This is a genomic window from Pseudescherichia sp. (genome assembly GCF_031979925.1).
GTDB lineage: Bacteria > Pseudomonadota > Gammaproteobacteria > Enterobacterales > Enterobacteriaceae > Pseudescherichia.
Genome location: NZ_DALZFB010000005.1, coordinates 75,265 through 88,262, shown reverse-complemented (window position 1 = coordinate 88,262; position 12,998 = coordinate 75,265). Strand labels below are relative to the sequence as shown.

Annotated in this window: 10 protein-coding genes; all 10 read right to left on the bottom strand. The window is 56.5% G+C overall.

Annotated features, from left to right (window positions below; all coding sequences use genetic code 11):
• Nucleotides 1-34 precede the first annotated feature (34 nt).
• The 10 genes from mtr to nusA all read right to left on the bottom strand — a co-directional run bounded on the left by mtr (nt 35) and on the right by nusA (nt 12,981).
• Nucleotides 35-1,279 carry a tryptophan permease gene (gene mtr, locus RTM13_RS10685; protein ID WP_312212009.1) on the bottom strand — a complete coding sequence of 415 codons (1,245 nt, stop codon included), beginning with the start codon at nt 1,277-1,279 and terminating at the stop codon, nt 35-37.
• Nucleotides 1,280-1,413: 134 nt separating this feature from the next.
• Nucleotides 1,414-3,342 carry a DEAD/DEAH family ATP-dependent RNA helicase gene (locus RTM13_RS10680; protein WP_312212008.1) on the bottom strand — a complete coding sequence of 643 codons (1,929 nt, stop codon included), beginning with the start codon at nt 3,340-3,342 and terminating at the stop codon, nt 1,414-1,416.
• A complete protein-coding gene (gene yrbN, locus RTM13_RS10675; RefSeq protein WP_131406004.1) occupies nt 3,335-3,415 on the bottom strand; it encodes a protein YrbN in 81 nt (26 codons plus the stop codon). Before yrbN ends, RTM13_RS10680 begins: the two co-directional genes overlap by 8 nt.
• A 108-nt stretch (nt 3,416-3,523) precedes the next feature.
• Nucleotides 3,524-4,408, bottom strand: coding sequence for a lipoprotein NlpI (gene nlpI / locus RTM13_RS10670; protein ID WP_042390165.1), 885 nt, complete (start codon nt 4,406-4,408; stop codon nt 3,524-3,526).
• Between the two features lie 112 nt (nt 4,409-4,520).
• Nucleotides 4,521-6,656 carry a polyribonucleotide nucleotidyltransferase gene (pnp, locus tag RTM13_RS10665; protein WP_103821329.1) on the bottom strand — a complete coding sequence of 712 codons (2,136 nt, stop codon included), beginning with the start codon at nt 6,654-6,656 and terminating at the stop codon, nt 4,521-4,523.
• A 242-nt stretch (nt 6,657-6,898) separates the two neighbouring features.
• The gene (rpsO, locus tag RTM13_RS10660; protein WP_004385056.1) at nt 6,899-7,168 is read right to left on the bottom strand and encodes a 30S ribosomal protein S15; all 270 of its coding nucleotides are present in this window, start codon (nt 7,166-7,168) and stop codon (nt 6,899-6,901) included.
• Nucleotides 7,169-7,320: 152 nt separating this feature from the next.
• Nucleotides 7,321-8,268, bottom strand: coding sequence for a tRNA pseudouridine(55) synthase TruB (gene truB / locus RTM13_RS10655; protein ID WP_312212007.1), 948 nt, complete (start codon nt 8,266-8,268; stop codon nt 7,321-7,323).
• Entirely contained in the window at nt 8,268-8,669 is a 402-nt protein-coding gene (rbfA, locus tag RTM13_RS10650; protein WP_103821331.1) for a 30S ribosome-binding factor RbfA, read from the bottom strand. Before rbfA ends, truB begins: the two co-directional genes overlap by 1 nt.
• Before the next feature lie 82 nt (nt 8,670-8,751).
• Nucleotides 8,752-11,469: a translation initiation factor IF-2 gene (gene infB / locus RTM13_RS10645; RefSeq protein ID WP_312212006.1), complete on the bottom strand. Its 2,718-nt coding sequence runs from the start codon at nt 11,467-11,469 to the stop codon at nt 8,752-8,754.
• Between the two features lie 24 nt (nt 11,470-11,493).
• Nucleotides 11,494-12,981, bottom strand: coding sequence for a transcription termination factor NusA (gene nusA, locus RTM13_RS10640; RefSeq protein WP_312212005.1), 1,488 nt, complete (start codon nt 12,979-12,981; stop codon nt 11,494-11,496).
• Nucleotides 12,982-12,998 lie beyond the last annotated feature (17 nt).

The following is a 12,998-nucleotide window of genomic DNA, read 5'->3' as shown; positions in this document are numbered from 1 at the left end:
CCCGGTGGCGCTACGCTTACCGGGCCTACGGGTGCTATTGGTACACGGGTAACAGGTTAAAGCTGGAGAGCAGGTGCACCACGGCGTTGCCTACCCCGAACAGCAGGATCAGCGCAATCATCGGCTTGCCGCCCCAGACGCGGAACGTAGGGCTACCGAAGCGCTTACGTGATGCACGCGCCAGCAGCGCCGGAACGATGGCTGCCCAGATGGTGGCCGCCAGCCCGGCATAGCCAATGGCGTAGAGGAAACCGTTCGGCCACAGCAGCCCACCGACAATCGGCGGCAGGAAGGTCAGCAGCGCGGTTTTAAAGCGGCCGCTGGCGGAGTCGTCAAACTTGAAAAGATCGGCCAGGTAATCAAACAGCCCCAGCGTCACCCCCAGAAACGAACTGGCCACCGCAAAGTTAGAGAAGACGACCAGAAGCAGATCCAGACTGCGGCTGTTCAGCACGCCGCTCAGAGCCTGCACCAGCACGTCTATATTCCCTCCCTGCTGAGCAATGCCGATAAACGCCGGACGGGTGATATTCCCCATCGTCACCAGCAACCAGATGGTATACAGACCCAGCGCCAGCAGCGAGCCGTAGGCGATGCAGCGCGTGATGGTGCGCGGATCCTTGCCGTAGTACTTCATCAGGCTCGGCACGTTACCGTGATAGCCAAACGAGGCGAGACAGAACGGCAGGGTCATCAACAGGTACGGCGTGTAGGAGGCGTTGCTTTCGGCCACGTTAAACAGCGTGGCAGGCTCGACGTGCCCCAGCAGGCTGCCAAAGGTGAGGAAGAAGGTGATGACCTTAGCGCCCAGCACGATGGCGGTCATGCGGCTAACCGCGCGGGTTGAGAGCCAGACAATAAACGCGACGATTAATGCGAAGCCCAGCCCCGCCAGACGCGGCGAAACGTTCAGCGACATCTCGGAAAAAGTGTGGTGCAGAATCGAGCCGCTCGCCGAGATATAGGCGTAAGTCAGAATATAGAGCACAAAGGCGATAGAGACGCCGTTGATCAGGTTCCAGCCTCTGCCCAGCAGGTCACGGGTGATAGTGTCAAAGCTGGATCCGATGCGGTAGTTGAGGTTGGCCTCCAGGATCATCAACCCTGAGTGCAGCATACAGAACCAGGTAAAGACCAGCGCCGCAAGCGACCAGAAGAACCAGGCGCCTGACATCACCACCGGCAGAGAGAACATCCCTGCGCCAATAATGGTTCCTGCGATGATCACCACGCCGCCAAGCAGCGACGGGGTCGTATGGGTGGTGGAAAGCGTAGCCATTCTCTCTTCTCTCTAAAATGCGGTTCGCTGCGCATTGTACCAGTACATGAGTACATTACCGATAAAAAAAGCCCCGATTGTTGAGATCGGGGCTGGAACATTTACTTTACAGTAACGTTGCTATGCTTACACGCTTAGGCATCGTTGTTGAAACGACGGCGCGGTGTGGAAGCGTCATCACGGCGCGGACCGCGGCTTTCACGACGCTCACCGCTGAAGCGACCTGCACCGGCTGGTGCAGAACCTTCGCGACGCGGGCCACGACCGCCTTCACGACGCTCGCCGCCGCCGAAGCTACGACGTTCGCCAGCCGGACGGTCACCGCCACGGCGCTCACCACGTTCGTGCGGCTGTGCATCGCCCAGCAGCTGCATATTCATCGGCTTGTTCAGAATACGCGTGCGGGTGAAGTGCTGCAGAACTTCACCCGGCATGCCTTTCGGCAGCTCGATGGTGGAGTGGGAAGCGAACAGCTTGATGTTACCAATGTAACGGCTGCTGATGTCGCCTTCGTTAGCAATAGCACCAACGATGTGACGAACTTCCACGCCGTCATCACGGCCCACTTCAATGCGATACAGCTGCATATCGCCAGCATCACGACGCTCGCGACGCGGACGGTCTTCACCACCACGCTCCGGACGGTCGCCACGCGGGCCACGATCGTTACGGTCGCCACGGCGCTCGAAACGGTCATCACGGTCGCGGAACTCACGCTTCGGACGCATCGGTGCGTCTGGCGGTACGATCAGCGAACGTTCGCCCTGAGCCATTTTCAGCAGCGCTGCGGCCAGCGTTTCGAGATCCAGCTCTTCACCTTCTGCCGTTGGCTTGATCTGCGCCAGCAGGCCACGGTACTGATCCAGATCGCTGCTCTCCAGCTGCTGCTGAACTTTAGCGGCGAATTTTTCCAGACGGCGTTTGCCCAGCAGCTCTGCGTTCGGCAGATCGGCTTCTGGAATGGTCAGCTTCATGGTGCGTTCGATGTTACGCAGCAGACGACGCTCGCGGTTCTCAACGAACAGCAGCGCACGGCCTGCACGGCCCGCACGACCGGTACGGCCGATACGGTGAACGTAAGACTCGGAGTCCATCGGGATGTCGTAGTTAACAACCAGGCTGATACGCTCCACGTCGAGGCCACGGGCCGCAACGTCGGTGGCGATCAGGATGTCCAGACGACCATCTTTCAGACGCTCCAGGGTCTGCTCACGCAGCGCCTGGTTCATGTCACCGTTCAGCGCGGCGCTGTTATAGCCGCTACGTTCCAGCGCTTCAGCCACTTCCAGGGTCGCGTTTTTGGTACGGACGAAGATAATCGCCGCATCAAAATCTTCCGCTTCCAGGAAACGCACCAGCGCTTCGTTTTTACGCATGCCGTAAACAGACCAGTAGCTCTGGCTGATGTCCGGGCGAGTAGTTACGCTGGACTGAATGCGCACTTCCTGCGGCTCGTTCATAAAGCGGCGGGTGATGCGGCGGATCGCTTCCGGCATGGTGGCGGAGAAGAGCGCGGTCTGATGTTCAGCCGGGATCTGCGCCATGATGGTTTCAACGTCTTCGATGAAGCCCATACGCAGCATTTCGTCCGCTTCGTCCAGCACCAGGCCTTTCAGGCCGGAGAGGTTCAGCGTGCCACGTTTTAAGTGATCGAGCAGACGGCCCGGCGTACCCACAACAATCTGTGGGCCCTGGCGCAGGGCGCGCAGCTGCACGTCATAGCGCTGGCCGCCGTAAAGGGCAACCACGTTTACGCCGTGCATATGTTTAGAGAAGTCAGTCATCGCTTCAGCAACCTGAACGGCCAGTTCACGGGTTGGAGCGAGCACGAGGATCTGCGGCGCGCGCAGGTCCGGATCGATGTTGTTCAGCAGCGGCAGCGAGAACGCTGCGGTTTTACCGCTGCCGGTCTGGGCCATACCCAGCACGTCACGACCAGAGAGCAGGTGCGGGATGCACTCAGCCTGGATCGGAGAAGGTTTTTCGTAACCGAGATCGTTAAGCGCCTCAATAATAGAAGGTTTCAGCCCAAGATCGGAAAAAGTGGTTTCGAATTCAGCCATGTAGTACGAGTGCCTCAATGTCATTGGCGGCCAGTCTACATAACTCATCATGAAATTGATCTGCAATTTTCATTGAAAAGTGTGAACCGGCTCAAAGTAGGTGTATTGACGAACAACAACGCCCTCACCCGTGAAGATGATGGCAATCAAAAAGATTGTGGGCTGATGTTTATGTCGTCAGCTATTGCTGGTCCGATTCTGCCAGGTCGTCTTGCTCCTGGCCCAAGAGCGATAATTCCAACAATGCATAACGGTGCTCAACATAGTTGTGTACGTTGTTAGCAACCGCTAATTTGAACAGTGCCGTAGCGCTGTCCTTTTCCCCCAGACTTAGGTAGTACTTACCTAAATAGAAGTTGGTTTCACTGAGATGCTCAGCGAGCGAGGTGTTATCCGTTGCGTCCGCCTTCAGGCGTTCCATTAACGTTTTTTCGTCAATGTTGCCCAGGTAGAACTCGACAATGTTCCATCCCCATTGCTCCTTGTCCGATTTCTCGAAGCGCTGTTCCAGTGCTTCTTTCGCCTGCTTCTCATCGAGCTTCTGCTCGGCGAGATAAAGCCACAGGCTGCGGAAAGGATCGTTGGGATCGTCTTGATAAAACGCCAGCAGATCATCTTGCGCTAACTTGTCACGACCGCCGTAGTAGAGAGCGATACCGCGATTCAAGTGCGCGTAGTTGTAAGTTGGATCAAGCTCAAGTACAGAATCAAACGCTTCATAGGCAGCATCAAAATTGCCTGCCTGCGTTAAGTAAATGCCGAGGTAGTTAAACACCTCAGGCATATCGGGTCGGATTGCCAGCGCTTGTGAAAAATCATTTCGCGCTAGTGCCCTCAGACCGAGACTATCATACAACACTCCGCGCTCATATAAAAGCTGTGCGCGTTCATCATCGGTTAAAGCCCGACTGGCAAGAATTTGTTCCATACGTGCCAGAATCACTTCCTGCTGCAAAGTCGGTTGCAGTGGCACTGCGAGGACTTCGTTCTTACGCCAGGCAGAGTTGCTGCATCCTGCCAGCGTTAGAGCTGTCGCAACGAAACACCAGCGCAAAAAAGGCTTCATTTCCTACTCCCGAAGACAACAAAAGGTTGAACGTCCTGTCCCCCGGCTGCAATGCTGGCATCCTGCCCGGTTGTAAAAGCTCCCCGCCAGCGGCGAGGAGCTAATGGCAACGTTACTCGCCCTGGTCTGCTGCCGGCGCCTGCGGCGCATCAGCGGACGGAGACTGCTCGGTTGCTTCTTTGATGCTCAGACGGACACGGCCCTGGCGGTCAACTTCCAGAACTTTCACCGGTACTTCCTGACCCATCTGCAGGTAGTCGGTCACTTTCTCAACGCGCTTGTCAGCGATCTGAGAGATGTGTACCAGACCCTCTTTACCGCCGCCGATGGCAACGAACGCGCCAAAGTCAACGATACGGGTCACTTTACCATTGTAGATACGGCCAACTTCGATCTCGGCAGTGATCTCTTCGATACGGCGGATAGCATATTTCGCCTTCTCACCGTCGGTCGCTGCGATCTTCACGGTACCGTCATCTTCGATTTCGATGGTGGTGCCGGTCTCTTCGGTCAGCGCACGAATCACAGAGCCGCCTTTACCGATCACGTCTTTGATCTTGTCCGGGCTGATCTTAATAGTGTGGATACGCGGTGCGAACTGAGAGATGTCGCCACGCGGCGCGTTGATCGCCTGCTCCATCACGCCCAGGATATGCAGACGTGCACCTTTCGCCTGGTTCAGCGCAGCATGCATGATCTCTTTGGTGATACCTTCAATTTTGATATCCATCTGCAGAGCAGAGATACCTTCACGGGAACCCGCTACTTTGAAGTCCATATCGCCGAGGTGATCTTCATCGCCCAGAATGTCAGACAGCACGACAAAGTTGTCGCCCTCTTTCACCAGACCCATCGCGATACCCGCAACGGCGGCTTTGATCGGCACACCGGCGTCCATCAGTGCCAGCGACGCGCCGCACACGGAAGCCATGGAGGAGGAGCCGTTGGATTCGGTGATCTCAGACACCACACGCACGGTGTACGGGAACTTCTCGATGTCCGGCATAACAGCCAGTACGCCGCGCTTCGCCAGACGACCGTGACCAATCTCACGACGCTTCGGCGAGCCAACCATACCGGTTTCACCCACGGAGTATGGAGGGAAGTTATAGTGGAACAGGAAGCTGTCGGTGCGATCGCCCATCAGCTCGTCGATGTTCTGCGCGTCACGTGCGGTACCCAGGGTCGCGGTAACCAGCGCCTGCGTTTCGCCACGGGTGAACAGCGCGGAGCCGTGAGTACGCGGCAGCACGCCAGTACGCACGTCCAGACCACGGATCATATCTTTTTCACGGCCGTCGATACGCGGCTCGCCAGCCAGTACGCGGCTACGCACCACGTTTTTCTCGATGGCGTGCAGGATGTCGCCCAGCTCGTTAGCGTCCAGAGATTCGTCTTCGGCAACCAGGGTAGCGATAGTTTCAGATTTGATCGCGTCAACCTGAGTGTAACGTTCCTGCTTGTCGGTGATGCGGTAAGCATCGCTCAGACGGGATTCTGCCAGGGCAGCAACGCGTGCATTCAGCGCGTCGTTTGCCGCTTCCGGCTGCCAGTCCCAACGCGGTTTACCGGCTTCTTTCACCAGGTCGTTGATGTTCTGGATAACGATCTGCTGCTGCTCGTGGCCAAACACCACCGCGCCCAGCATCTGGTCTTCGCTCAGCAGTTCTGCTTCGGATTCAACCATCAGCACAGCTGCTTCGGTACCGGCAACCACCAGGTCCAGCTTGCTCTCTTTCAGCTCGTCCTGAGTCGGGTTCAGAACGTACTGGTCGTTGATGTAACCAACACGCGCAGAGCCGATCGGGCCGTTGAACGGAATACCGGACAGAGAGAGGGCTGCGGAAGCACCAATCATGGCCACGATGTCCGGGTTAACCTGCGGGTTAACGGATACAACGGTAGCGATAACCTGAACTTCGTTTACGAAGCCTTCCGGGAACAGCGGACGAACCGGGCGGTCAATCAGGCGCGCGATCAGGGTTTCGCCTTCGCTTGGACGGCCTTCACGACGGAAGAAGCCACCTGGGATTTTACCGGCAGCGTAGGTACGCTCCTGGTAGTTAACGGTCAGCGGGAAGAAGTCCTGGCCCGGTTTGGCTTTTTTCTGGCCTACTACGGTTACGAATACCGCGGTGTCGTCCATGCTTACCATAACGGCTGCTGTCGCCTGACGCGCCATCATGCCGGTTTCCAGGGTTACGGTATGCTGACCGTACTGGAACTTACGAATGATCGGATTAAGCAAAATTTTACCCTTTCTTAAATGTTTGACAGCACACCTTGCGGCGTGCTGACGTTAAACCCGATCCTCAGTGCATCCTCGCGACTAATGACAACCGACACCCCCCTGGGTGAAGCCTCTCATTAGCCGCGCGAACCTCTGCAACGAAGATCATTCAAAGCAACAATACAATAGTTTAGAGTGAATTGCTGCCGTCTGGTTGAAAAAAGGGGCCATAAGGCCCCTTTCTCTGAAACTCGCCAGACTTAGCGACGCAGACCCAGACGCTCGATCAGCGCAGTGTAGCGTGCAACATCTTTACGTTTCAGGTAGTCGAGCAGTTTACGACGCTGAGAAACCATACGCAGCAGACCACGACGGCTGTGGTGATCTTTTTTGTGCTCTGCAAAGTGACCCTGCAGGTGGTTGATCTGAGCAGTCAGCAGGGCAACCTGTACTTCGGTAGAACCGCTGTCATTTTCGCCACGACCGAACTCGGAAACGATTTTTGCTTTAGCTTCAACGCTTAGAGACATTTTGAACTCCAGAATTAAAAGAATGAAAGGATGCCGATCTCTAATTCAGCGATCCCAGATATAACGCCCGTTCACTGTTACCCAGCCAACGCGACGTTAAGCGGCAATATTCTACTCGCAGTACCCTGTTATCGCAAGGTAGCTGCATAAGCTTATGCCGCCGGATACTCTACGACAAGTCGACGCGGGGCGACGCGGCCCTCATCGTCCATCTCGCCCATGCCGATAAACTTACCTTCGTCACCTTCCGTCACGCGCACCAGCCCGTCGAGCGGCGCGCCCGTGGTTCGTACCGGGTTACCGTTCTTGAAGTAGACCGACGACGTCAGCGGCAGGTTAACTACCGGGAAGTCCGCAGCCGGACTGTCCATCGGCATCAGCAGCGGATCCAGCAGCTGCGCGGCTGGCCTCTCCTGCTGCTCCGCCTGGGCGACCAGTGCGTGCAGCTGCTCCAGGGTCACCATGCGATCGACCGGATAGGTGCTGACGGCCAGCCGACGCAAGAAGGTCACGTGCGCCCCGCAGCCCAGCTTCTCACCGAGATCGTCAATGATAGTCCGGATATAGGTGCCTTTCGAGCAGTGCACTTCCAGCTCCAGCTCGTTGCCTTCGTGGCGAATAAAGAGCAGCTCATAGACGGTAATCGGCCGTGCTTCACGCGGCACCTCAATGCCCTGGCGCGCGTACTCATAGAGCTTTTTGCCCTGATACTTGAGCGCCGAGTACATCGACGGAACCTGCATCGTGTCGCCACGAAAACTTTCCAGCGCGTCAGCAAGCTGTTCCGCACTGAAGGTCACCGGACGCTCCTCCACGATCTCACCATCCGCATCGGAGGTGTCGGTGCGCTGGCCGAGGCGAGCAACGACCCGGTAGCGCTTATCCGAGTCCAGCAGGTACTGGGAAAACTTTGTCGCCTCGCCCAGGCAGATCGGCAGCATGCCGGTTGCCAGCGGATCCAGCGCGCCGGTGTGCCCGGCACGGTTGGCATTATAGAGGCGCTTTACTTTTTGCAGCACGTCGTTGCTGGACATCCCCTGAGACTTATCCAGCAGCAGCACGCCGTGCACGTCGCGACCGCGACGACGAGGACGACTCATTAGTCCTCCTTGCTGTCGTCCGGGTTGACGCGACGCTCATCGTCCTGTCGCACCACGTTGGTCACCAGGTTAGACATGCGCATCCCCTCGACCAGCGAGTTGTCGTAGAAGAAGGTCAGCTCCGGCACGATGCGCAGGCGCATGGCTTTGCCCAGCAGCGTACGGATAAAGCCAGACGCTTCCTGCAACGCTTTGAGGCCCGCTTTCACGGCGTCCTCATCTTTGTCGTTCAGGAAGGTGACAAACACTTTGGCATAGGCCAGATCGCGGGACATTTCGACACCGGAAACGGTGGTCATCATGCCCAGACGCGGATCTTTGATTTCGCGCTGCAGGATCATCGCAATCTCTTTCTGCATCTCCTGGGCCACGCGCTGCGGGCGACCAAATTCTTTCGCCATAATAAATTCTCCAGACAAAAAAGGGGCTATTAGCCCCTTTTAATATGATTGCCGGGTGACGCGAGGCGATCCCGGCCTACACTTAGTCGATACTGCGTTTGATCTCAATGATCTCGAACACTTCGATCATATCGCCAACGCGAACGTCGTTGTAGTTCTTCACGCCGATACCACACTCCATGCCGTTACGGACTTCGTTAACGTCATCTTTGAAGCGGCGCAGGGACTCCAGCTCGCCTTCGTAGATAACCACGTTATCGCGCAGAACGCGGATTGGGTTGTGGCGCTTAATGGTACCTTCGGTAACCATACAGCCCGCGATCGCACCGAATTTCGGTGATTTGAACACGTCACGCACTTCAGCCAGACCGATAATCTGCTGTTTCAGCTCAGGCGACAGCATGCCGCTCATCGCTGCTTTCACTTCGTCGATCAGATGGTAGATGACGGAGTAGTAGCGCAGATCCAGGCTCTCAGCATCGATAACTTTACGCGCAGAGGCATCAGCACGCACGTTGAAGCCAACCAGGATGGCGTTGGACGCCGCAGCCAGGGTTGCGTCGGTTTCGGTGATACCACCTACGCCAGAACCGATGATCTTCACTTTAACTTCGTCAGTAGAGAGTTTCAGCAAGGAGTCGGAGATCGCTTCCACAGAGCCCTGTACGTCAGCTTTCAGTACGACGTTCACTTCGTGAACTTCGCCCTCGGTCATGTTAGCAAACATGTTCTCGAGTTTAGATTTCTGCTGGCGCGCCAGTTTAACTTCACGGAATTTGCCCTGACGGTACAGCGCAACTTCACGCGCTTTCTTCTCGTCACGAACAACGGTGACTTCATCACCGGCAGCCGGAACACCGGACAGACCCAGGATTTCCACCGGAATGGACGGACCCGCTTCCAGCACTTCCTGACCCAGTTCGTTACGCATCGCACGCACGCGGCCATATTCGAAGCCACACAGAACGATATCGCCTTTGTTCAGCGTACCTTCACGCACCAGCACGGTAGCAACCGGACCACGACCTTTATCAAGGAAGGATTCGATGACCGCACCGCTCGCCATGCCTTTACGTACCGCTTTCAGCTCAAGAACTTCAGCCTGCAGCAGGATAGCGTTCAGCAGATCGTCGATACCGGTACCCGCTTTCGCAGACACAGGGATGAACTGAGATTCACCGCCCCACTCTTCCGGCATAACGCCGTACTGGGAGAGTTCGTTCTTCACGCGGTCCATGTCAGCTTCTGGCTTATCGATTTTGTTGACCGCAACTACCAGCGGTACCTGCGCCGCTTTCGCGTGCTGGATCGCTTCGATGGTCTGCGGCATCACGCCGTCGTCAGCCGCTACCACCAGTACAACGATATCCGTTGCCTGCGCACCACGAGCACGCATGGAGGTAAACGCGGCGTGGCCCGGGGTATCCAGGAAGGTGATCATGCCGTTTTCGGTTTCTACGTGGTAAGCACCGATGTGCTGGGTAATACCACCCGCTTCGCCGGACGCCACTTTAGTAGAACGAATATAGTCAAGCAGCGAGGTTTTACCGTGGTCAACGTGACCCATGATGGTCACAACCGGTGCACGCGGCTCGGCCGCTGCGCCCGTATCACGGTCGCTCATTACTGCTTCTTCCAGCTCGTTTTCACGACGCAGGATAACCTTGTGGCCCATCTCTTCGGCAACCAGCTGTGCGGTTTCCTGATCGATGACCTGGTTGATGGTCGCCATTGCGCCCAGTTTCATCATCGCTTTGATGACCTGAGAGCCTTTAACGGCCATCTTGTTCGCCAGATCGCCAACGGTGATGGTTTCACCGATCACAACGTCACGGTTAACAGCCTGAGCTGGCTTCTGGAAGCCCTGCTGCAGGGAAGAACCTTTACGTTGCTTACCGCCTTTACCGCCACGGCCCGCTGCACGCGCTTCTTCACGGTCAGCTTTGGATTCAGCGTGTTTATTGCCCTTCTTCTGAGGACGGGCAGCTTTCGCAGCGGTACGGGTACGGCCACGGCCGCCTTCTACTTCACGATCGTTTTCATCTTCAGCCTGGCGAGCATGCTGAGAGGTTGTCACGTGATAATCGCTGGTGTCTTCGGTTTCTGCAGGTTCGATAACCCCGTTCCTCTCATTTTCTTCCGCCATACGGCGTGCTTCTTCTGCTACGCGACGTGCTTCTTCTTCAAGCTTACGACGCGCCTCTTCTTCAGCTTTACGCTTCAGCTCTTGCGCTTCGGCTTCACGACGCGCTTTTTCAGCCTGGGCAGCTTTGGTCATTTCGTCAGATGGTTGATTGCTCACTTTGCTCGTTTCCGCAGCGTCGCGCTTCGCCGTATCAGCGGTGTCGCGTTTCGCTTTTTCTTCGGCTTCGCGCTTCGCTTTCTCTTGTGCGTCACGCTTGGCTTTGTCCTCAGCTTCACGCTTCGCAGCTTCCTCTGCTTCACGCGTTGCCTTCTCTTCCGCTTCGCGCTTCGCCTCTTCTTCCGCGGCGAGACGTTCAGCCTCTTGCGGATCGCGTTTCACAAAGGTGCGCTTTTTACGGACTTCGATCTGCACCGATTTACTCTTCCCGCCGGTGCCAGGGATATTCAGCGTGCTGCGCGTTTTGCGCTGCAGCGTCAGCTTGTCCGGCGCGGAACCGTGTTCACGGTTCAGGTGCGCCAGCAGCGTCTGTTTCTCTTGTGCTGTTACTGAGTCTTCAGCAGCCTTCGGGATCCCTGCATCAGCAAATTGCTGTACCAGGCGGTCCACGGAGGTCTGAATCTCAGCGGCCAGCGCTTTTACGGTTACATCTGTCATGCTGTTCCTTCCTGCTACAGTTTATTACGCTTCGTCGCCGAACCAGCAAATATTACGTGCGGCCATGATGAGCTCACCCGCTTTCTCGTCGGTTAATCCTTCGATATCGCTTAGGTCATCAACGCCCTGGTCAGCGAGGTCTTCCAGCGTACAAACACCACGAGCAGCCAGTTTAAACGCCAGCTCGCGATCGAGGCCTTCAAGGTTAAGCAGGTCGTCAGCCGGTTTGTTATTACCAAGGCTCTCTTCCTGCGCCAGGGCCAGGGTCGTCAGGGCATTTTTCGCGCGTTCGCGCAGGGCCTCAACGGTCTCTTCGTCCAGACCCTCAATTTCCAGCAGCTCTTTAATTGGCACATAGGCCAGCTCTTCCAGGGTTGAGAAACCCTCTTCAACCAACACGGTGGCGAACTCTTCGTCAATGTCCAGGTGCTTAGTGAAGGTATCAATCGCCGCATGGGCTTCCGCCTGATGCTTAGACTGCAGGTCGTCAACGGTCATGACGTTGAGTTCCCAGCCGCTCAGCTGCGATGCCAGACGGACGTTCTGGCCGTTACGGCCAATCGCCTGCGCCAGGTTACCGGCTTCAACGGCGATATCCATGGTGTGCTTGTCTTCATCCACCACGATAGAAGCAACGTCTGCCGGTGCCATCGCGTTGATCACGAACTGCGCCGGGTTGTCATCCCACAGAACGATATCGATACGCTCGCCGCCCAGCTCGGTAGAGACCGCCTGAACACGTGCGCCGCGCATACCGACACAGGCTCCGACCGGATCGATACGCTTATCGTTGGTCTTCACCGCGATTTTCGCACGGGAACCCGGATCGCGGGCTGCCGCTTTGATCTCGATAACTTCTTCACCGATCTCTGGCACTTCGATGCGGAACAGTTCCACCAGCATTTCCGGTTTGGAACGGGTCACGAACAGCTGCGCACCGCGCGCTTCAGGGCGCACCGCGTAGAGCACACCGCGAATACGGTCGCCTGGACGGAAGTTTTCACGCGGCAGCATATCTTCACGCAGGATCACGGCTTCAGCGTTGCTGCCCAGATCCAGCGTGATGTTGTCGCGGTTCACTTTCTTCACCACGCCGGTGATGATCTCACCTTCGTGCTCGCGGAACTGATCGACAACCAGCGCGCGCTCGGCTTCACGTACCTTCTGCACGATAACCTGCTTCGCCGTTTGGGTAGTGATACGGTCAAAGGTAACAGACTCAATCTGATCTTCAACGTAGTCACCCGGGTTCAGGCTCTCATCTTCGTAGCGTGCGGCTTCCAGCGTGATTTCACGCGTCGGCATGGTGACTTCTTCTACGACTACCCAACGGCGGAAGGTATCAAAGTCACCGCTCTTACGATCGATCTCAACGCGGACATCGATCTCTTGCTCATATTTTTTCTTTGTTGCTGTAGCCAGCGCACTTTCCAGCGCTTCAAAAATTTTCTCGCGCGGCAGCGCTTTCTCATTGGAAACAGCTTCAACAACAGCCAAAATTTCTTTATTCATTGGGGGCCTTTCACCTC

Coding starts and splice junctions, on each gene's coding strand:
- RTM13_RS10680 (WP_312212008.1), bottom strand. CDS start 3,342: ATGGCTGAATTCGAAACCACTTTTTCCGATCTTGGGCTGAAACCTTCT.
- mtr (WP_312212009.1), bottom strand. CDS start 1,279: ATGGCTACGCTTTCCACCACCCATACGACCCCGTCGCTGCTTGGCGGC.
- truB (WP_312212007.1), bottom strand. CDS start 8,268: ATGAGTCGTCCTCGTCGTCGCGGTCGCGACGTGCACGGCGTGCTGCTG.
- nusA (WP_312212005.1), bottom strand. CDS start 12,981: ATGAATAAAGAAATTTTGGCTGTTGTTGAAGCTGTTTCCAATGAGAAA.
- rpsO (WP_004385056.1), bottom strand. CDS start 7,168: ATGTCTCTAAGCGTTGAAGCTAAAGCAAAAATCGTTTCCGAGTTCGGT.
- rbfA (WP_103821331.1), bottom strand. CDS start 8,669: ATGGCGAAAGAATTTGGTCGCCCGCAGCGCGTGGCCCAGGAGATGCAG.
- yrbN (WP_131406004.1), bottom strand. CDS start 3,415: ATGAAAATTGCAGATCAATTTCATGATGAGTTATGTAGACTGGCCGCC.
- nlpI (WP_042390165.1), bottom strand. CDS start 4,408: ATGAAGCCTTTTTTGCGCTGGTGTTTCGTTGCGACAGCTCTAACGCTG.
- infB (WP_312212006.1), bottom strand. CDS start 11,469: ATGACAGATGTAACCGTAAAAGCGCTGGCCGCTGAGATTCAGACCTCC.